The 21,059-nt window shown below is 33.9% G+C and carries 21 protein-coding genes and 1 tRNA gene; 14 read left to right on the top strand and 8 right to left on the bottom strand.

Going from position 1 to position 21,059, the window contains the following annotated elements; all coding sequences use genetic code 11:
• Positions 1–206 precede the first annotated feature (206 nt).
• From BA768_RS03620 to BA768_RS03600, 5 genes are all read right to left on the bottom strand, one after another.
• Entirely contained in the window at positions 207–782 is a 576-nt protein-coding gene (locus BA768_RS03620) for a hypothetical protein (RefSeq protein WP_065719739.1), read from the bottom strand.
• 19 nt (positions 783–801) lie between these two features.
• Complete coding sequence (locus tag BA768_RS03615; RefSeq protein ID WP_123947059.1) at positions 802–1,332, bottom strand: hypothetical protein; 531 nt, start codon at positions 1,330–1,332, stop codon at positions 802–804.
• Between the two features lie 330 nt (positions 1,333–1,662).
• Positions 1,663–1,736: transfer RNA gene (locus BA768_RS03610), tRNA-Asn, on the bottom strand.
• A gap of 80 nt (positions 1,737–1,816) precedes the next feature.
• Positions 1,817–3,163 (bottom strand): RIP metalloprotease RseP, encoded by a 1,347-nt coding sequence (rseP, locus tag BA768_RS03605; protein WP_065719737.1) that lies wholly within the window; start codon positions 3,161–3,163, stop codon positions 1,817–1,819.
• A gap of 104 nt (positions 3,164–3,267) precedes the next feature.
• Positions 3,268–3,705 (bottom strand): DUF6646 family protein, encoded by a 438-nt coding sequence (locus BA768_RS03600; RefSeq protein WP_065719736.1) that lies wholly within the window; start codon positions 3,703–3,705, stop codon positions 3,268–3,270.
• A 98-nt stretch (positions 3,706–3,803) separates the two neighbouring features.
• Here BA768_RS03600 and BA768_RS03595 point away from each other — a divergent pair, with 98 nt between their 5' ends.
• Positions 3,804–4,556: a nitrilase-related carbon-nitrogen hydrolase gene (locus BA768_RS03595; RefSeq protein WP_065719735.1), complete on the top strand. Its 753-nt coding sequence runs from the start codon at positions 3,804–3,806 to the stop codon at positions 4,554–4,556.
• Positions 4,557–4,692: 136 nt separating this feature from the next.
• Here BA768_RS03595 and BA768_RS03590 read toward each other — a convergent pair whose 3' ends face one another.
• From BA768_RS03590 to BA768_RS03580, 3 genes are read right to left on the bottom strand one after another with little or no spacing between them, the layout of a single operon-like run.
• Positions 4,693–4,992, bottom strand: a complete 300-nt coding sequence (locus tag BA768_RS03590) for a thioredoxin family protein (RefSeq protein ID WP_065719734.1) — start codon at positions 4,990–4,992, stop codon at positions 4,693–4,695.
• A 5-nt stretch (positions 4,993–4,997) separates the two neighbouring features.
• Positions 4,998–5,360: a rhodanese-like domain-containing protein gene (locus tag BA768_RS03585; protein ID WP_065719733.1), complete on the bottom strand. Its 363-nt coding sequence runs from the start codon at positions 5,358–5,360 to the stop codon at positions 4,998–5,000.
• A 1-nt stretch (position 5,361) separates the two neighbouring features.
• The gene (locus BA768_RS03580; protein WP_065719732.1) at positions 5,362–6,771 is read right to left on the bottom strand and encodes an MBL fold metallo-hydrolase; all 1,410 of its coding nucleotides are present in this window, start codon (positions 6,769–6,771) and stop codon (positions 5,362–5,364) included.
• Between the two features lie 288 nt (positions 6,772–7,059).
• On the opposite strand from BA768_RS03580, the gene BA768_RS03575 reads away from it, so the two are divergent.
• The 13 genes from BA768_RS03575 (at position 7,060) to BA768_RS03515 (ending at position 21,052) form a co-directional block, all read left to right on the top strand.
• Positions 7,060–8,586: a helicase HerA-like domain-containing protein gene (locus tag BA768_RS03575; protein ID WP_065719731.1), complete on the top strand. Its 1,527-nt coding sequence runs from the start codon at positions 7,060–7,062 to the stop codon at positions 8,584–8,586.
• 129 nt (positions 8,587–8,715) lie between these two features.
• A complete protein-coding gene (locus BA768_RS03570; RefSeq protein ID WP_065719730.1) occupies positions 8,716–9,939 on the top strand; it encodes a PolC-type DNA polymerase III in 1,224 nt (407 codons plus the stop codon).
• 243 nt (positions 9,940–10,182) lie between these two features.
• Positions 10,183–11,382 (top strand): diaminopimelate decarboxylase, encoded by a 1,200-nt coding sequence (gene lysA, locus BA768_RS03565; RefSeq protein ID WP_177225358.1) that lies wholly within the window; start codon positions 10,183–10,185, stop codon positions 11,380–11,382.
• A 92-nt stretch (positions 11,383–11,474) separates the two neighbouring features.
• Entirely contained in the window at positions 11,475–11,957 is a 483-nt protein-coding gene (locus tag BA768_RS03560) for a hypothetical protein (RefSeq protein ID WP_065719729.1), read from the top strand.
• Positions 11,958–11,959: 2 nt separating this feature from the next.
• The gene (locus BA768_RS03555; RefSeq protein WP_065719728.1) at positions 11,960–12,370 is read left to right on the top strand and encodes an energy transducer TonB; all 411 of its coding nucleotides are present in this window, start codon (positions 11,960–11,962) and stop codon (positions 12,368–12,370) included.
• Between the two features lie 91 nt (positions 12,371–12,461).
• Positions 12,462–13,184, top strand: a complete 723-nt coding sequence (locus BA768_RS03550; RefSeq protein ID WP_123947058.1) for a hypothetical protein — start codon at positions 12,462–12,464, stop codon at positions 13,182–13,184.
• A gap of 168 nt (positions 13,185–13,352) precedes the next feature.
• Complete coding sequence (miaB, locus tag BA768_RS03545) at positions 13,353–14,792, top strand: tRNA (N6-isopentenyl adenosine(37)-C2)-methylthiotransferase MiaB (RefSeq protein WP_065719726.1); 1,440 nt, start codon at positions 13,353–13,355, stop codon at positions 14,790–14,792.
• 3 nt (positions 14,793–14,795) lie between these two features.
• A complete protein-coding gene (locus BA768_RS03540; RefSeq protein ID WP_065719725.1) occupies positions 14,796–15,872 on the top strand; it encodes a YhcG family protein in 1,077 nt (358 codons plus the stop codon).
• Complete coding sequence (locus BA768_RS03535; protein ID WP_065719724.1) at positions 15,856–16,284, top strand: hypothetical protein; 429 nt, start codon at positions 15,856–15,858, stop codon at positions 16,282–16,284. The genes BA768_RS03540 and BA768_RS03535 overlap by 17 nt, the downstream gene beginning before the upstream one ends.
• Positions 16,285–16,368: 84 nt before the next feature.
• A complete protein-coding gene (locus tag BA768_RS03530; RefSeq protein ID WP_065719723.1) occupies positions 16,369–17,661 on the top strand; it encodes a sigma-54 interaction domain-containing protein in 1,293 nt (430 codons plus the stop codon).
• Between the two features lie 20 nt (positions 17,662–17,681).
• Positions 17,682–18,389 carry a hypothetical protein gene (locus tag BA768_RS03525; RefSeq protein WP_034677625.1) on the top strand — a complete coding sequence of 236 codons (708 nt, stop codon included), beginning with the start codon at positions 17,682–17,684 and terminating at the stop codon, positions 18,387–18,389.
• A gap of 12 nt (positions 18,390–18,401) precedes the next feature.
• Complete coding sequence (lptE, locus tag BA768_RS03520) at positions 18,402–18,926, top strand: LptE family protein (protein WP_034677626.1); 525 nt, start codon at positions 18,402–18,404, stop codon at positions 18,924–18,926.
• A 2-nt stretch (positions 18,927–18,928) separates the two neighbouring features.
• Positions 18,929–21,052 (top strand): hypothetical protein, encoded by a 2,124-nt coding sequence (locus BA768_RS03515; protein ID WP_065719722.1) that lies wholly within the window; start codon positions 18,929–18,931, stop codon positions 21,050–21,052.
• The last annotated feature ends 7 nt before the right edge of the window (positions 21,053–21,059 follow it).

The raw sequence follows: 21,059 nt of genomic DNA, 5'->3' as shown, positions 1-21,059 counted from the left end.
GCTTGTTTTAAGTGGTGCAAATATAGGATGAAAAATAATATCAAGCAAATTTTTTCTTGTTGTAATCGGTCATTAGTGCTTATCAGATTATTTTTCAGTAATTTAAAATTGCAAGAAATATGTCATTGTGAGAAATCAGACAAATAAAAAGACTCATATTGCTATAAGTCTTTTGTTTTGGTTGATATTTAAATTTCAAATCTTTTTTAATCTGTTCCGGCTAAAGGGTAAAGTTGGGCAAAATGGGATTTATCATTCTCAATATATTGTAGATTAATCTTATCCGTATTAAAAGTACAGATCAAATAACGATTTGCATTTTGATCTTTATATATTGCTGTTGTATTTTTATCAAAGCTATCTCCATAATATGGCGATGCACCAGAAATTAAATTAAACTTTAGATCTTTTCCTTTAATGCTGAAATATACGTACTTATCATCTTCCGGAATGTATATTTTCGAATAAGCATCAGAATGCATACAGCAGCCTCCGAATGAAACATCTTTTAATAAAATTGAATCTCTCTTTGATATTTCTTCTTTTATTTGCAATGTGTCTGAAGGATTGATGGCGCTTACAAAAATAGCATCCCCAACTTTATCCAGAACATTAGGTTTGATGTTAGTGAAAATTGAATCACTATAAAAAGATAACTCTTTGTTGGTTTCAACTTCAATTTTTGGTGTGTTGTCAGTTGTTATCTTTTCTTCGTTGTCATTTTTTTTGCAAGAAAATAGGATGAAGCATAATGCTGTCAAATGTAAAATTTTTGTTTTCATGATATTTGTTTTTAAAGTGTTATTTCTTAATTATTTTTCCGTCATCAGATATTTTGTAAACAATTGATTCAATTTTTGGCTGATCTTCAGTGTAGCTTATGTCTTCGATTTTTATACTGTCTTTCCAAATTGTAGATGATTTTCTAAACTGTGATTCTGCTGTTTCATCATAGGAAAGATCAATTTTATCGACAATGTTATATTTTTTATCGTAGTTTATCAGCGTTGTAAAAAGCTCATGTTCTCCATCTTGATAACTGACCACATAAGATTCAAAAGCTTGAGAAAAAGGTATTTTATACTTTAAATAAAATTTTTGAGCCTGATGATTTATTTCTTTTAGTGTTAAGAAATTAACCTGAGAAGAATCCAGTATATTTTCTTCTTTAAAATTGTCGAAATTTGTAGAATCGGTGTACGGAAATGAGATGGCTGTTGCAGACGGAAGCTTCAATTCATACTCTGGCTGGGCTGCTGTTTTTGAACTGTCATTTTTTTTACAGCTAAAAAGAAAAAGAATGCACAATAGAAAAAATAATTTCGTTTTCATCGGATTTGGGTTTTATGGTTAGTAGTATGATATTCAAGTTTTGTCAACTTACTGAATAGCTTTTATATGATCTATATAAAAGATCTTAGCATATCAAATGTACATAATTTGTTCATAATCACCGATATAAATTTAAATATTTTATTAGTGCACTGAAATACCAATATCCATCGGCTTTTATCCCTTTCTGTGCAAAAATTGAATAAAATTTTAATTAATAATAAGTTGGAAAGTATTGTTTTTTTCTATTTAAAAAAGAATAATTTTAAAATTCTTAAAAGTGAAACGAATTAAAACAAAAAAAGACCTACATTTCTGTAAGTCTTTTTGCTCCTCCTGCTGGGCTCGAACCAGCGACCCTCTGATTAACAGTCAGATGCTCTAACCAACTGAGCTAAGGAGGAATGTCCTTGTTTTTAAGTGGTGCAAATATAGGACGGATATTTAAACCAAACAAATTTTTTAATTAAAATTTTCAAAAAAATTAAAATTTATTCGTAATGATTTTGAAAATGTCTGCTCCAAAAATCAGTAACATCAAGCCTAACAGGAAGATAACTCCAACCATCTGGGCGTTTTCTAAAACTTTTTGAGGAACCGGTTTACCAACAATCATTTCATATAATGTGAAAATAACGTGACCTCCATCCAATCCGGGAATCGGAATCAGGTTCAAAAATGCCAACCAAACCGAGAACATAGCGGTAAAACTCCAGAACAACGTCCAGTCAATTGATACACTTCCATCTTTCGCTTTATCAACAGGCATATTTTTAATAATTGCCAACGGACCACCTACTTTTTTATATCCCTGTACTTTTGAATTGAAAATCAGTTTAAATTGCTTAACCTGATACGTCAAACTTTCGATACTTCTTGTAAATCCTCTTCCGATCGATTGAGCAAAAGTGAAATGTTTGGTTTCAGCATATTTTGTCAGCTGTTTGTAAGAAGCCAGACCTAAAGTTCCTTCTTTTGAAACCTGTAAAACCAGTGGCTGAACTGCTCCAGCTCTTGAAACCTCAATGTTAAGGTCTTTTCCTGCATTATTTCTTACTACTTCCTGAAATTCGTCGTAATAGGCAATTTTCTTTCCGTTTGCAGAAATTACCTGATCGCCAACTTTTAAACCTGCAGCAGCTGTTTTAGCATTGTATATAGAATCAATTACAGCAGGATATCTTGGTGTAAGGAATGCTTTCGGGTTTTGATCTTTAAATGCTAAAGCTTTTCCGTCGTCATTTGTTGGGAAAGTAACTTCTTTACCGTTTCTCAAAACAGTAATATCGTCACTTAATAATATGTCTAATGAAAGTTTATCAAGATTATTCTGAACTTTTCCGTCAACTTTTAAAATTTTATCGCCATCCTGAAAACCCATTGCTTTTGCAACATGAGTGTAATTCATGGGTGCATTTACTTTAGTACTGTCGAAAACAGTTTCTCCGTTAAAAAACGAAAGGCATCCGTAAATGATCCACGCAAGGAAAAAGTTTACTGTAACTCCACCCATCATGATGATTAGTCTTTGCCAAGCCGGTTTTGCTCTGAATTCCCAAGGTTGAGCCGGTTGCTTTAGCTGTTCGGTGTCCATGCTTTCGTCAACCATTCCGGCGATTTTCACGTAACCTCCGAAAGGAAGCCATCCGATGCCATATTCCGTTTCACCGATTTTCTTTTTAACTACAGAAAACCACGGGTCGAAGAAAAGATAAAATTTTTCTACTTTGGTTTTAAACCACTTTGCGGGTAAAAAATGACCAAGCTCGTGAAGAATTACTAAAATGGAGATGCTCAATATGAATTGAAAGATCTTGATTGCTAATTCCATTAATTGTTTTTAGATTTTAATTTGCAAAGGTAACAATTATCAAAAGGATGCCAAATAAAAAAGCTCCTCGAAATGAGAAGCTTTGTCATATATTGTGGCAGATTTTAGAAATTAAAAGAAACACCTAAGCTTCCGTTGTTTCCAACCTCTGCAAAAACCCCGAATTTATCTGTGAAGAAATACCTTGCACCAATGTGCGCTCCGATTCCGAAATCTCTTCCTAAAACACCCAAATCAACTCCCGGATAAATATCCAATTGCTCCGGCAATTCTAAAGCTTCTCTTAGATGAAAGTTTACTCGCCCGAAAATAAAAACCCTGTTGTCTTTATCGTTGTCTCTGTAATTGTCGAAATACGCATTTCCTCCGGCTCCGATGGAAATAAGTTGATTTAAACCATAGTCATAAGTTGCCGTGATTCCCGTTCCATATCCCCATGCATTAAGTCCTAAATTTACTTTCTGATCACCTTTCCCTATGTAGGCTTGTGCGCTGACTGCTGCTCCCATAGAAAGCATCAACATCAAAACCAATTTCTTCATAAATTTTAATTTTAAATGTTTACTAAAAAATATCCGCAGCAAAAATAAAACCGAAGTCAATTAAAAGGCGTAATTTTATAAAACATTGAATAGAGAATATGAAAATTACAGGATTAAATTTTGACATCGTTTGGAGAGATAAGGCAAAAAATTTCGAATTGATTACCCAGCAACTGGAAAATGAAACTGCCGATCTTTTTCTTCTGCCTGAAATGTTTTCGACAGGATTTTGCATGGATGCTGCTGAAGTTTCAGATAAAAATGAAGAATCTCTGGAATTTTTAAAAAAGATTTCAAAAGAAAAAAATGCAGCTTTTTGCGGAAGTGCTCCGGTTGAGGTAGATGGCAAATTTTACAACAGAATGTATTTTGTAAAACCAGATTCTGAAGTTGTTTATTACGATAAAAGACACTTATTTTCGTTTTCTGGGGAAGATAAAGTCTACACTCCAGGAAAACACAGAGTCATTGTTGAGTATTTAGGAATCCGTTTTATGCTGCAGGTTTGCTATGACCTGAGATTTCCTGTTTTTGTAAGAAATAATGATGATTACGATGCCATTTTATATGTGGCAAACTGGCCTGAAAAAAGGGTGGGAGCTTGGGAGCATTTATTGAAAGCAAGAGCGATTGAGAATCTTTCTTTTGTTTTTGGTTTAAACCGAGTCGGAACCGATGGTAATAATCTTTTGTATCAGGAAAGTTCACACTGTTTTTTTGCTGATGGAAAAGAAATTGCCGAGAAAAATGGAAACCTTGTTACCGCAGAGTTAGATATTAATGAACTGAAAGATTTCAGAGAACATTTTCAGTTTTTGAACGATCGGGATAATTTTGAAATTAAAATTTAGGTTGAGATTGAGGCTGGAAAATCCCACAGATTACACAGATTTTCACAGATGAATGAGAATAAAGATCTGTGTGAATCCGTGAAATCTGTGGGAGTAAAATTATTTTTTAAATTTAAGGTAATTCTTAGTCTCAACATTAAATATACTTTTCCAAAAGTTGAATCAATGTATTCACATCATGTACACCGCTTTCTTTATACAACAATTCTCCGTTTTTGAAAACCGCTAAAGTCGGAACTCCTCGCACTCCATATTGAGAAGCGATTGCGGGATACTGATCAACATCTATTTTCACAATTCTTGCGCCTTCACCTATATTTTCTTTCACTGTTGTTAAAACAGATGACTGCACTTTGCAAGGTTGACACCAGGTTGCGAAAAAATCAATCAGTACCGGTCTTTCCGAATTGATGAGTTCCTGAAATTTTTGTGACATTGTAATTAATTTTTTAGATTCTGAATGGCTTTTACATTTTGAAGGCTCGTTCCGTCATAAACTTCCACGCCGTTTTTCTTAAGAATTTCTACAGCTTGGTCAGCCTGAATTCCCTTGTTGCAAAATACAACAACTTTCTTGCCTTTTAATTCGCTGCTTCTGTTTTCTATTTCCGCTAACGGAATATTGATGGCATTTTCAGCCGTTGCTTCTGCAAACTGTTCCGGAATTCTTACATCAACCAAAGTTACATCCGGGCTTTTTACAATTTCAATAATATTTTCGTTTGTACTTATAGCCGTATTTTGAGTTTTGCAGGAAAATATAAGAAAAGAAAAAATCAAAAAGTAAAATATTTTCAGTTTCATTTTACAGAGTTTTTGTCTGACAAACAAAATCTGAAACCGGAAATTTTTCCGTTTTTTTAATTCCGTTAAAGCCACCTTCTATTTCAGTAAAGTTTCTGATTCCGTGCGAGTTAAGGATGCTTGCTGCAATCATGCTTCGGTAGCCTCCTGCGCAATGTAGAAAGAAATGCTCAGAATCATCAATCGTGGAAACCCAGTCACTGATTGTGTCTAAAGGTCTGCTGTAGGCATTGTTAATATGTTCTGCAGAATATTCTGAGATTTTTCTTACATCAATCACTTTTGAATTTTCATTAAAGGCTTCAGCAAATTCAGAAGGAGAAATTCTTTTTATTTCGTCAGTTTCTTTACTGGAGTTTTTCCAGGTATCAAATCCACCTTTTAAATATCCTAAAACATTATCAAAACCCACTCTGCTTAATCTTGTAATGACTTCCTCTTCAGTTCCTTCGTCAGAAATCAGTAATAAAGGATGTTTTACGTCAACAATTAAAGTTCCTACCCATGGTGCAAAATCTCCTTTCAATCCGATGTTAATTGAATTCGGAACAAAACCTTTGTGAAATTCTACAGGGCTTCTTGTATCTAAAATCAAAGCTCCGGTTTCTTCAGCAAAACTCTCAAAATCTTCTACCGAAACAGGGTTTAAACCTTTATTCATGACATCATCAAGACTTTCGTAGCCGCCTTTGTTCATGGCAACATTCATCCCGAAATATTTCGGTGGAGCTGTTAAACCATCAAGAACTTCTTTTACGAAAGATTCTTTATCCGGTTGATTTAGAGCGTAATTGGTTCTTTTTTGGTTTCCAAGGATATCAACAGTCTCTTTCTGCATATTTTTTCCGCAAGCTGAACCCGCTCCGTGTGCCGGATAAACGGTAATGCTGTCATCCAAAGGCATAATTTTAGTATGTAAACTGTCGTATAGAATTCCGGCAAGGTCTTCCTGAGTTACGCTTCCCGCTTTCTGAGCCAGGTCCGGTCTTCCAACATCGCCTAAAAATAAAGTGTCTCCTGTGAAAATTGCAGTTTCAACTCCGTTTTCGTCGATCAGAAGGTAAGTTGTGCTTTCCATGGTGTGACCGGGAGTGTGAAGTGCTTTAATTTTTACTTTTCCAATCTCGAAAATCTGATCGTCTTCAGCGATGATGGCTTCAAATTCAGGTTTTGCAGTCGGTCCGTAAACAATCGGAGCGTGAGTTTTTTTGCTTAAATCCAAATGTCCCGAGACAAAATCTGCATGGAAATGAGTTTCAAAAATATATTTTAAGGTTACATTATCTTTCTCTAAACGATCAAGATAAGGCTTCACTTCTCTTAAAGGATCTATAATTGCCGCTTCGTTTTCTGATACAATATAATAGGCACCCTGAGCCAGACAGCCCGTATATATTTGTTCAACTTTCATTGGATCTGTTTTAAATTATTTATAAAGATACAAAGTAAGTCAATAATTGTAAAGAAATATATATTGTTGCTGATAGTTTCTGTCGATTGTTAGAATTTTCAAACATTTTATATGATGGAAACTCACTGATTTTTAGGTGTAAATCAATTTTAAATATCATTAAAACGAAATTGCTGTTTTTTATCATATTAATTTAGTAGACTTTTAAAATTTTAATTAAAATAAATACCACAAATCATCATCAACATATTCTCTAAAAATTTTATATTTAAGAGTTAAAAAAATCAAATGGCAGATAAAACAAAATTTATTGATGAACTGAGTTCAAGATATACTCCGAAAGGAGAACATATTATATTAGGAAAAGGAATGCTGGATGGTGATGTGGTCACTGAAGTCAATGTTACCATTCCTTTAAAAACAATCAACCGACACGGATTAATTGCCGGAGCAACCGGAACCGGAAAAACCAAAACGCTTCAGGTTTTTGCCGAACAGCTTTCTCACGCAGGAATCCCGTCTTTGGTTTTAGATATCAAAGGAGATTTTTCGGGAATTGCGGCAGCCGGGCAAATGAATTCAATCATTGAAGAACGTTATGCTAAAACCCAGCTTCCATACAATCCACAAGCTTTTCCTGTAGAATTAATGAGCATTTCGGGTGGAAAAGGAATCAAGCTGAGAGCAACCGTTACCGAATTCGGACCTGTTTTATTAAGCAAAATTTTAGAGCTGAATGATACGCAGCAAAGCATCATGTCGATTGTTTTTAAATATTGCGATGATAAAGGTTTGCCGTTAATTGATCTGAATGATTTAAAGAAAGTTCTACAATATGTAACCGATAATCCACAGGGAAAAGCGGAATTGGCAGCCAATTACGGGTCGATTGCACCCGCATCTTTAGGGGCAATTTTAAGATCGATTGTTGCCTTGGAACAACAGGGAGCTTCAGATTTCTTTGGTGAATTGAGCTTTGATGTCCATGATTTGCTGGAAACGAGAGATGGAAAAGGGGTTGTCAATATTTTACGAGTTGCGGATATTCAGAATAAGCCACAATTGTTTTCAACATTTATGCTTTCGCTTTTCGCTGAAATTTACATGACTTTCCCTGAAGAAGGCGACAGCGGAAAACCGAAATTGGTTTTGTTCATCGATGAAGCGCATTTGATTTTTGATGAATCTTCAAAAGCTTTGGTTTCACAAATTGAAACGATGGTAAAACTGATTCGTTCTAAAGGAGTAGGAATTTATTTTATTACTCAGATTCCCGGAGATGTTCCGGAAAGTGTGCTTTCGCAATTAGGCTTAAAAATCCAGCATGCATTGAGAGGATTTACGGCAAAAGATAAAAAAGAAATTTCTAAAGCGGTTGAAAATTATCCGACAACGGAATTTTATAATGCTTCGGAACTGATTCAGAATTTGGGTATCGGTGAAGCTTTTGTTACAGCTTTGGACGAAAAAGGAATTCCGACTCCTTTGGTTCATACGTATTTGATTTCTCCGGAATCAAGAATGGATGTTTTGAATGATGCAGAAGTTTCTGATTTAACTTCAAAATCGGCATTGGTTTCAAAATATGAGAAAGCAATTGACAGCGAGTCGGCTTACGAAATTCTGGTGAACAGAATGGAACAGGCGGTTCAGAATTCGGCTCCGACAGAAAAAACAAAACCTGTAAAAGAAGAACCGGGAATGTTTGAGCAGGTAATGAAAAGCAGCGCCGGAAGAACATTTGCAAATACTCTGATGCGTGAAGGAGCCAAAGCGATTTTAGGAATGCTAGGTTTAGGAAAACGAAGAAGATAATTTGGAGTTTAGTGATCTCTTTGATTTTTAAATGTAATTTTATTATTTTAGCAGATTAGCCTTTTAGCAAGATACCGGATTTTAAAAGGTTTGGTTTTTGATTGTACAAGCTTAAAGTAAGACTACAAAATGTATTCAATTATTGATATAGAAAGTAATGGTGCAGGTTTCAGGAAAGAATGCATTATAGACATTGCCATTTATCGTTATGATGGTCAGAAAATCACTGACCAGTTTATTTCACTTGTAAATCCCGAAGGAGATATTACTCCTTTTGTGCAGAAACTGACGGGAATTACCCCAAAAATGGTAAAAACGGCTCCGAAATTTCATGAATTGGCCAAAAGAGTTGTTGAAATTACAGAAAACACTACTTTAGTCGGTCACAATATCGATTTTGATTACAGAATGCTTCGTCAATCATTCAGTCGGCTTGGTTATGATTTTAAAATCAATACTTTAGATACAATTCCTTTAGCAAAAAAACTGATTCCCGATGAGGTAAGCTATTCTCTTCAGAAATTGGTGAAATCTTTAGGGATTCCTCTCGTAAATGCTCATCGAGCTGATGGAGATGCGAGAGCTACTTTAGAGCTTTTTAAACTTTTGATTTCGAAAGATACCGAAAATGAAATTATTCAGAAGCAGCATGATGAAACCAATGCTAAGAATTACATCAACAAAATCAAGCAGTTAACTCAGGATTTGCCAAACGAAAAAGGCTTTATTTATTTTCAGAATGATGAAGGGAAGATTATTTTTTCTGATTACGTTCAGGATATCAACAGATATTCTAAAAAGCTTTTTAATTCCAAATCAAAAAAATGGGAAAACGTTCAGAATGAAACGGAACAAATCAATTTTGAATTAACAGGAACTGATATTATTGCGAAGCTGATTTTAAACTCAAAAGGGATAAAAAAGAGAGAAATCTTTCCTTTCGGATTGTATTATAAAAACGAAAAATATATAGTCGAAAAAAATAAACTGAATAAGACAGAAAAACCACTTCTGAAATTCAGGGCATTTACGCAGGGTTCAAAAGCAGTTCAGTTTATCAATACGTTCGAAGAATATCAGAATGTCGAAAATTTCAGAAGGAAAATCGATTTCAAAAAGAGAAATGAACTTTGGCTTGGAAGCGGAAGAAAATTAGGAGAAAAATTATTCCTGATTATTGAAAAAGGAAAAGTGGTTTCTTACGGTTTTTATGAGTTGTTTACGCAGATTCAGACCATGAGTAAAATTTCAAAGCTTAAAATCGATTTGCCTTTGTCAACCTCTGATCTGATCAATGAATTGCAGTTGGCACTGCTTCGTGGAGATTTTGAGACGTTGCCATTACCGAAGTAATCTCAGTTTTGGAAAAAATAGATGAACTTTATACTCAAAATAATTAATCTGAGTAAAAAATAGTATTTTTGCAAAAGAATAACAAAAGCAATGCAAAATTTTAAACAAAATAAAACTGGTAAAAAGGGAACTATAAAGTTCTCTAAGGTTTGGAATATTTAAGGAGTTGCCTTGCATAAAAAAATAATTATTGCGGCAGGCTCTTTTCGAAGAATCTGCCTTTTTTTATGTAAAATTTAGATTATGAATTCAAAAGAATTATTAAAGATCGCCAATGAATTTGGCACGCCGGTGTATGTTTACGATGCAGAATCCATCAAAATTCAATACGAAAAACTTACATCTTCTTTTTTAAAACACACAAAGTTCTTTTATGCCGCAAAGGCATTGACCAACATTAATATTCTGAAATATGTCAAGAACCTGGGTGCTTCTTTGGATTGCGTATCGATAAATGAAGTTAAATTAGGTTTAAAAGCAGGTTTCCCTAAAGAAAAAATCCTCTTTACTCCGAATTGTGTAGATCTTGCTGAAATCGAGGAAGCAATGACTTTTGGAGTACATATCAACATCGATAATATTTCTATTCTTGAGCAATTTGGAAACAAATACGGAAATTCTTATCCCATTTTAGTAAGAATCAATCCTCATATTTTTGCTGGTGGAAACTATAAAATTTCTACAGGTCATATCGATTCAAAGTTCGGTATTTCCATTCATCAGGTTCGTCATATCGAAAGAGTGATGAAATCAACCAATCTTAATGTAGAAGGACTTCACATGCATACCGGAAGCGAGATTAAAGATCCTGATGTTTTTCTTCAGGCTTTGGATATCATGCTTGAATTATCTGAACATTTTCCGAATCTAAAATACCTTGATATGGGAAGCGGATTTAAAATCCCTTATCAGGACAGTGAAGAGGAGACCGATGTGAAAACTTTAGGGAAAAAAGTAGAAAAAGTAATTGCCGAATTTTCAAAATCTACAGGAAAAAAGTTTGAGCTTTGGTTTGAGCCCGGAAAATTTTTAGTAGGAAAAAGCGGTTATTTATTGGTAAAAGCAAATGTCATCAAACAAACTACGGCAACGGTTTTTGTTGGTGTAAATTCAGGCTTTAATCATTTGATTCGTCCGATGTTTTACGACTCTTACCACCAGATTGAAAATTTATCAAACCCGAAAGGTGCAGAAAGAATCTATACCGTTGTCGGAAATATTTGTGAAACTGATACTTTCGCCTGGGACAGAAAATTGAATGAAGTAAGAGAAGGCGATATTTTGGTGTTCCATAATGCAGGAGCTTATGGTTTTGAAATGAGTTCCAATTTTAATTCAAGATTAAAACCGGCAGAAGTTCTTTTCTTAGACGGAAAAGCACATTTGATTAGAAAAAGAGACGAGTTTGAAGATCTTCTGAAAAACCAGATCGAAGTATTGTAAATTTAAATTCATTACTCATAAAAAACTTCACATTCGTTGTGAAGTTTTCTTTATTTGGCTTGATTTTTAATGTAATTTAAAAAAGTAATTTTATGAAAACATTAGCTTTATTTTTAGGTCTTTTTGTTGCAAACTTCGCCTTTGCGCAGGATCTTGAAGACAGAGACGATTCATTTATTGTTGAGAATAATAAAAACCTTTTGAAAATTGATATTAAAGAACCATTCATGCAGGTTGCATTGAAAGGCTGTAATGATTTTCAGGCGGCAAGTTTTGATGGTGGAGCTGCAGCTTATAAGGATATTTTAAGAAAATATATGTACACCTATCTCAATTCTGATTTTTATACGTTAACAGGTGATTTCACATTTACATTAACTATCGATGCAATGGGGAAAGTGACAGATGTTGCAGGAGACCCCAAAGTTCTGAACAGTGAAGTCTTTTTTGATGATATGCAGTATGTCGTGAGAAGAATCAAGAAAAACTGGAAACCCGCAATGTGTAACGGACAAGCGGTAAAATCTGAAATGAAATTAAAAATGAATTTCTCATCTTTGTCGGCAGATATGTAAATATGAATAAATATTTTTTTGTACTGCTCCTACTGATTGGGTTTAAAAGTTTTTCGCAAGACTTAAAACCAAATACAGAAAATTCTATAATAACCAGCAATGCTGAATTTCCAGGAGGTGATAAGGCCTTCACTAATGAATTTTTAAGAATGATTCATGGGTATATTGATATGAGTAAATATGCGGTAAATGGTCAGTTTACTTTTCTCTTTGACATTAGTACTGAAGGAAAAGTTGAAAACCTGAATGTTTTACCTAAAGTGAAAAACAGCGAATTATTTATTGAAGACATGGAGTTTGCCATTAAAAAAGTTAAAAAGAAATGGAAACCTGCAATGAAAGATGGAGTACCAATAATTTCTAAAAAAGTAATTAAAATAAATTTTACATCTGATCATGTTGATCACGAATAAAATAATTTAAATACTCTTAAAATACACTAACGAATAAATTTTTTATTTTAGCTGTTGTAATTTTGCAATGGCTATTTTTAATTTATTTACCATGAAACTTAAAATTTTTATTCTTATTAGCTCAATATTTTTTATCAGTATTGATGCTCAGGTTTTGTATAATTATCCAAAAGGTCAGGATTTTTATGAAGGAGGAAGGGAAGGTTTTAACAAAGATATTCAGGACGCTGCTGTAAAAAGCGGAATAAAGCCATGTGAAAAAACAGAAGCTTTGTTTATGAGGTTTATTATTTATCCTGACAATCAAGTAAAATATGTTGCAGATCCGGATACGCTTGCTGTTGCAAATAATAAATGTATAAAAGATAAAGTTTTGGGATTGATGAAATCTGTGAAAAACTGGAAGCCAGCCGAACTGGATGGGAATAAAACAGCTGCAATGTTCTGCACTCTTTTTACAGACGACCTTTTACTTAAAAAAGGATTTAGTGAGGAAGAATTTTCAAATCCTGTTTATATGTATAAGGATAAAGAAAGTGACATCATGAAATTCCGCGAGAACTTTGTTAAATGTTTTGATTCGAATGGATATAGAGCAAATTTAGACTATTCTTTTGTTATTAATTTTGATGTTGATACAAAAGGCGAGGCAGGCTTTTTTTATATTGAAAATCAGTCTGATTTGGAGAAATTCAACAAGATGGTTGTCGATTGCGCTTCTAATACAAAAAAATCTTACTGGAAACCAAGTTACTACAAAGGAGTTCCTGTAAAGCAGGTATTCAGAATGCCTATACGATTTAATGCCTACTAATTCTTATTCAATAGGCTTTTTTAATAGTCTACCCATTTCTATGACATTCTGTCACAAGATTTTGTATCTTTGCAAATTCAATTGATTTGAAATTTAATGTTTGAATTTGAAATTACACAGTAGTTTTAATTTCAAACTTCGAATCTCGAATCTCAAATTTTAAAAACCGTGCAGGAAAAATATATAGACGAAACAAAGCAGGGAGAGGCTTTTGCAATCGCTGAACGAGATGGAAATTCCAAGAAGTTATTCTTGGAGAGTTATGGTTGTCAGATGAATTTTTCTGATTCTGAAATCGTTGCATCTATTCTTAATGAACAGGGATACAACACTACTCTAAAAGTAGAAGAAGCAGACCTTATCCTTTTAAATACTTGCTCAATCCGTGAAAAGGCTGAACAAACGGTGAGAATGCGTCTTTCTCAGTTCAAAAACCTGAAAAAAGAACGTCCGAATATGACGGTTGGTGTTTTAGGTTGTATGGCGGAAAGACTGAAAACCAAATTCTTAGAAGAAGAACAGTTGGTTGATTTGGTCGTTGGTCCCGATGCATACAGAGATTTGCCGAATCTTTTAAAAGAAACCGAAGACGGTAGAGATGCTATCAACGTCATTCTTTCAAAAGAAGAAACTTACGCAGACATTAATCCTGTTCGTTTGGGTGGAAATGGTGTTACTGCTTTCGTTACGATCACGAGAGGTTGCGATAATATGTGTACATTTTGCGTGGTTCCGTTTACAAGAGGTAGAGAAAGAAGCCGTGATCCGCATTCTATTTTAGATGAATGTAAAAATCTTTGGGAAAGCGGTTATAAAGAAATCACTTTATTAGGTCAAAACGTTGATTCTTACCTTTGGTATGGAGGGGGTCCTAAAAAAGACTTCGCAAAAGCATCAGAAATGCAGAAAGCAACAGCAGTGAATTTTGCTCAGTTGCTTGATCTGGTGGCTAAAGCAGTTCCTGAAATGAGAATCAGATTCTCAACTTCAAATCCGCAGGATATGAGTCTGGATGTATTTAGAATGATGGCGAAGCACGATAATATCTGTAAATATGTTCATTTACCGGTTCAGAGCGGAAGCAATAATATGCTGGAAGCAATGAACAGACAACATACGCGTGAAGAATATTTAGATTTAATTAAAAAAGCAAAAGAAATTGTTCCGGACATTTCTTTTTCTCAAGATATGATTATTGGTTTCTGTAACGAAACTGAACAAGATCACCAAGATACATTGAGCTTAATGAGAGAAGTAGAATACGATTACGGTTATATGTTCGCTTACTCAGAAAGACCTGGAACTCCGGCTCACAAAAAAATGGAAGATAATATTCCTGCTGATGTTAAACAAAGACGTTTAGCAGAGGTAATTGCTTTACAAGGGGAATTGTCAAGAAATAGGATGAAATCTTATGTTGGAAAAACACATAAAATCTTAATTGAAGGGATTTCGAAAAAGAATAAAAACCAATGGAAAGGAAGAAATTCCCAAAACGCGGTTTGCGTATTTGATATGCTGGAAGGTCAGAAAATAGGTGACAGTGTGGATGTTTTTGTTTTTGATAATACACAAGGCACACTTTTAGGAGAAACTGTTTCAAAATAAAATATGTCTGCTGATTTAACGACAAAACAACTTTTAGATAATATTTCTGCATTACTGGATAATGCCAGAAAGAGAGTTGCGGTGGCTGTAAATCAGACGATGGTTCTCACTTATTATGAGATAGGAAGGATGATTGTAGAGGATGAGCAACATGGTGAAAGTCGAGCAGAGTATGGAAAGGCTGTCCTTAAAGATCTGTCTACACATCTTACAGAAAAATTTGGTAAGGGTTTCTCTCAACGAAATTTAGAACAGATGAGACAATTCTATTTGTCTTACTCAATTCCGCAGACACTGTCTGCGGAATTACAAAATTCAATAAGTCAGGCAGTATCTGACGTTTTTCAAATTCAACAGACACCGTCTGTTAATTTCAATCTTTCATGGTCTCATTATCTTAAACTAATGAGAATAAACGATATTCAGGAAAGAAAATTCTACGAAATTGAAAGTTTTAAAAATAATTGGAGCTTAAGGGAGCTACAAAGACAATACGATTCGGCTTTATATACAAGATTATCTTTAAGTAAAAATAAAGAAGAAATCCTTCAACTTTCTGAAAAAGGCCAAATTATAGAAAAACCGAAAGATCTTATCAAAGATCCGTATGTTTTAGAATTTCTTGGCTTATCCGAAAGACCACATTATTCTGAGAGCGAATTGGAATCAGAATTAATTGATAAATTAGAGCATTTCCTTTTAGAATTAGGAACGGGATTCACTTTTGTTGCAAGGCAAAACAGAATAACTTTTGATGAAAAACACTTTAAGATCGATCTGGTTTTTTACAATAGGGTTTTAAGATGTTTTGTTTTAATTGATTTAAAAATCGGTGAGTTGAAGCATCAGGACATTGGGCAAATGCAGATGTATGTAAATTATTACGACAGAGAAAAACGCCTTGAAGATGAAAATAAAACGATAGGAATTATTTTGTGTCAGGATAAAAGTGAAGCATTAGTTCAATATACTTTGCCAGAAGATAACGAACAGATTTTTGCGAGTAAATATTTTACCGTATTGCCAAGTAAAGAAGATTTTATTAACATTTTAAACTCAGACAATGGAAAAACTTCATAAGTATTGCCTAAGTGTATTGTTGGTAATAATCTGCAGCAATATTTCGGCACAGGTAACAAACGGAACTGCCGAAAGTGAAGATTGTAAGCAGTTGTATGAGCTTTATAATCAGATTTTAAATCATGATTTTGAAGTTTCGGGAAAGTTTTGTGCTGAAAAGCAGGGTCGCAATCTTGCGATTCATGATAAAGAAACCGCAGCTGATCTAATTGGAAAAATCTGTTCCGGAAAAAATTGCGAATATTCTTATAAAAATAAATCAGAGACAGTTTTTTCTAATATAGAAAAGCATGATCAACTCCTGAAAAATTTCGAGAAAAACAGTAAAGAAAATCTTTTTGCTGAAATTTTATATTTTAAAACCAAAGTTTCAAAAGTCAGAAATAAAGATGATTTAGAATTAATCGGCTAAGATTTTTAATCAAATTATTAAGCTAATTATCAGATTTACAATTTAGTAAATCAAAATTCAAATTCAATAATCTAAATTTTACTTATGAGTAGCGAACTTCAAAATATAAAAAACCGTTTCGGAATTATCGGAAATTTTCCGGCTCTAAACCGAGCTTTAGAAAAATCAATACAAGTAGCGCCCACAGACATTTCAGTCCTTGTTATGGGAGAAAGTGGTGTTGGTAAAGAATTTATTCCGAAAATTATTCATTCAGAATCCAAAAGAAAACATCAGCCTTATATCGTTGTAAACTGTGGAGCAATTCCGGAAGGAACCATTGATTCTGAACTTTTCGGGCACGAAAAAGGAGCTTTTACGGGTGCAACAGCAACCAGAAAAGGATATTTCGAAGTGGCCGATGGAGGAACAATTTTCCTTGATGAGGTTGGTGAACTTCCTTTACAGACGCAGGTTCGTCTTCTGAGAGTTCTTGAAAGCGGAGAATTTATGAAAGTAGGTTCTTCGCAGGTTCAGAAAACCAATGTGAGAATTGTTGCCGCAACCAATGTGAATATGATGAAAGCAATTCAGGACGGAAGATTCCGTGAAGATTTGTTTTATCGTTTAAATACAGTACAAATTGATATGCCGGCTTTAAGAGAAAGAAAAGGAGATATTCATTTGCTTTTCAGAAAATTTGCCATTGATTTTGCCGAAAAATACAGAATGCCTGAGTTGGTATTAGACCCAAGTGCTGTTCATTATATCGAAAATTATACTTTCCCGGGAAACATTCGTCAGCTGAGAAATTTGGTAGAGCAAATGACGGTGGTGGAACGTGAACGAAATATCACTGTCGGAAAATTGGCAGAATATATTCCGATGGATGCTCATTTGCCGATGGTCGTGAATCAGCCAAATACACAAAAACAAAGCGATTTTGGCAGCGAAAGAGAAATTATGTACAAAATTCTCTTCGATATGCGAAACGATATAAATGATTTAAAATCCTTAACTTCGGAACTGATTAAGAACAGAGGAACTGCGGATCTGAGCAATCAGGAAAAGAATTTAATCAATAGAATTTACACTCCTGAAAATCAGCAAGCTGCAAATTCGAATTCTTTGCTGTATTTTGAAAACAATAATAACATCAATCAGAATGTTCAGAATCCTACAATTATTTCAAATTCGGAGGATTCTTATGAGGATATTGAAGATATTGAGGTTGAGGAAAACAGACCGGAATCTTTATCGCTTCAGAATAATGAAAAAGATTTAATTGTAAAAGCTTTAGAAAAACACAACGGAAGAAGAAACAGGGCGGCAGACGAATTGGGAATTTCACAAAGAACTTTATACAGGAAAATAAAACAATATAACTTAGAAGAATAAAAAAAAGAACTACCTAAATCATGAATGTAAATTTAACACCTAAACCGATCAATTTTAAGTTTGGAGAATACATCAACAAAGGCTTTGAGCTTATGAAAAAAGACTTCGGAAGCATTTTCGTGGGCTTTTTAGTGACTTTTCTGATGTCTATCATTCCGTTTTGCGGACTTTTAGCGATGGGGAATTACTACAAATATCTTCGTAAACTGAATAAGAATCAAAATCCAAGTGCAGGAGAAATTTTTGATTTTAAAGATTTTATGCCTTATTTTATTTTACAGCTGATTATTATCGGTGGTGTATTTGTTTTGTATATACCTTTCATTATTTTTGCTGGTATTGCGGGAGCTACAGCAGATTCGAGTGGAGAAGTAAGTCCGATTTTCGGGATTCTGATGTTTCCTTATATGTTTGTGGTGTTTTTTGCAATTTATTATTTTGTGCTAAAAGGATTCTATATTTCACCTTTAATCAGCTATAAAGGGATCACAGATATTAAAACAGCATGGAATATTTCTAAAGTAATGACTAAAGGAAATCTACTCAATATTTTCCTGTTTTCACTTGTAGCCAGCATATTATCACAAATAGGTATTCTTGCTTGTGGTATTGGTATTTTTGTAACGGCTCCGTTTCTTTACGCAGCAAATTATTTTGCTTACGAAGATGCCATTCAGCAGATAGAATATGATGAAATTACCGAGATCGGTATTCAAGAAAAATATTAAAATAATTTTATAATGAATCAGCTTAAAAATCTTTTACTATTAATTATATCTGTCGGATTACTCAATTCCTGCTACAGTTTTTCAGGTTCGTCACTTACTGACGAAAAAACAGTTCAGATCAATGAGTTTCCTAATAATGCAGCGTATGTAAATCCTACCTTATCGCAGCAGTTTTCTACAGATATTCAGAATAGATTTTTACAGCGTACAACCCTTAAAGGAACAAAAGAAAATCCTGATATTTTGATTGAAGGTGAAATTACCGATTACTCAATTTCTCCGACAACGATTTCTTCCACCACGCAACAAACAACTGCAGGTGGAACAATTCAGGAATCTCAGAATAAATTAACGATCACGGTGAAAGTTCGTTACGAAAATAAGCTGCACCCGGAATTGAATTTCGACAGAAATTATTCTGATGAAGCCGTTTTCAACAGCAGCCTTTCGCAGAGTGACATTGAAGCTTCACAGGTGAAAATCGCAACAGACAGAATCATCAATAAAATTTTTAACGACATTGTCGCGAACTGGTAATTATGGTGAATACTAGAGTTTTAGAATTATTAAAAAATCCGAAAAATATACAGTCAGAAGATCTCAGTCTTTTGAAACAGGAAATTAATTCTTTCCCTTATATTCAAAACATCCGTGCTTTACATTTGTACGGAGTGCACCTTTTTGATAAAGAAAATTATCAGAAAGAACTATCTACAACGGCTGCTTATACTACAGATAAAAAGATTCTGTATCAGCTGATCAACGGGAAAATCCAGCAGATAAAAGCTGATCAGCTAACTGTAGAATCTTCTATAACTGAAAAAACAGATGATCTTCCTACTGAAAAGGTCGAAAATCCTGTTGCAGAAGAAAAAGTAGTGGCTCCTAAACATGATTATGAAGCTGTTTCCCAATCTTTGATTACTCCAAAGCCTGAAATCAAGCATGTATTTGTAAATGGAGAGCGCAACCGTATTTTATTTGAGGGGGAAGAGAATTTTCTCGATGAAACGAATAATGCAACGATCGATCTTGAAGCAACCTTAGAATCGGGAGTAATTGTTACCCAAAAACCATTTTCGACAGAAGAAGTTGTTGCTGAATCTGAAGTCGAACAAAAGCCTGAAACAGAATTTGTTGCTCCAAAGTCAGAAACAATTATTAACGAAAATAAAATAGATTCTGAAAAAGTTGAGAGAAAAATTAATGATGAGTCAGAATCCAGTTTCATTAAAATAGAACCTTTCGAACCTGAAGCTAAGGTTGTAGATGAAGACACTGTTGAAGAAAATATCACTAAGCCGGTAGATTCAAAACAAATTTCAGAAGATTTAAACATTGAAACTGTTATTAATGAAGATAAAATAGATTCAGAAAAAGTTGCTGAGAAAATCGGTGATGAATCTGAATTAAGCTTTTTAAAAATAGAATCATTACATCCTGAAGATGAAATTTCGCAAGCTGAAATTATCGATCAAAAAAATGATTCTGTTGAATCGGAAGAAATCAGCGAGGTTTTAAATCCTGAAACAATCATTGAAGAAGATAAAATAGACTCTGAAAATATTGCGGAAAAAATCAATGATGAATCAGAGTTGAGTTTCCATGGAACAGATTCTTTTTTACCGGAAATCAAAATTGAAGCCAACGATCCTGGAAATGATGCCGTCTCTGAAATTTCAAAATCGAACCTCAGTAAGCATGAAGATGAGATGCGTCGCTTAATTGAAGAGGTGGAGAAGAAAATGAAGTCTCAGAAAAAAAATGTAGAAGAAAAACCGGAAATTCAGCATGAAGAAATTGATGGAGAAATCAGTTTTGCTGAAACTCAGGCTTTCCATATCGGTGAAGAGCAAAAAGCAGCTGAAGAAGTTGTTGTAAAAATTGCAGAGAAAATTGTCGAAGAAAAACTCGAGGTTTTAAACACAGAAACTGAAAAAGAAGCAGTTTCAACTTGGAAGCCGATGAGTTTTGAATCTCATACCCCAGATTCGTTCAGCAAAAAAGTGGAAATTCAATCTGAACCTGCAGAAAAAGTAGAAAAACGTGAAGTAATTTCAGACAATAAAATAGAAGAAGAAAAATCAGAGATTATTGTAGAAAGCAATATTGAAGAACCTTTAAATGAGATAAAAAATATTGAAGAAAATGTAGAAACTGAGGCTACTGATTCTACCAACGATGACGAAGTTCCTGTGATGAATGTTTCTTTCTTCGGAAATGATATTTCAAGTTTATCCATTCAAAAAGAAGAAAAGCAACCTATTGAAGAAAATCCGGAAATAGCTGTTCAAACTAAAAATAACCCTTTAGACAGTAATGTTCCCGGTTTTATCAACACTTGGCAAAGCTGGCTGAAAATCGACAGAGCAGAAGAAGTTGAAAAAGATAAGATTGAAATAAAGAATAAAGTCATTGAATCTTTTATTGAAAACAATCCTAAAATCAGTCAGCTGAAAGATGAAGTAAATTTTGTTGTAAAAGAAAAGACAGACGATATTTCGCACTTAATGACCGAAACACTGGCAAATCTTTATATTGAGCAGAAACTGTACACAAAAGCAATCAATGCATTTCAGATATTAGTCAATAAGCATCCTGAACGGAAAGAATATTTTGAAAATAAAATTCAGGAAATTAAAGACAATCGTGGAAAAAATTAAACTAAAA

Source organism: Chryseobacterium sp. CBo1 (genome assembly GCF_001693475.1).
Taxonomy (GTDB): Bacteria; Bacteroidota; Bacteroidia; order Flavobacteriales; family Weeksellaceae; genus Chryseobacterium; species Chryseobacterium formosense.
Note: the sequence above shows the minus strand (reverse complement) of the source record. Positions and strands in the feature narration are given on the sequence as shown.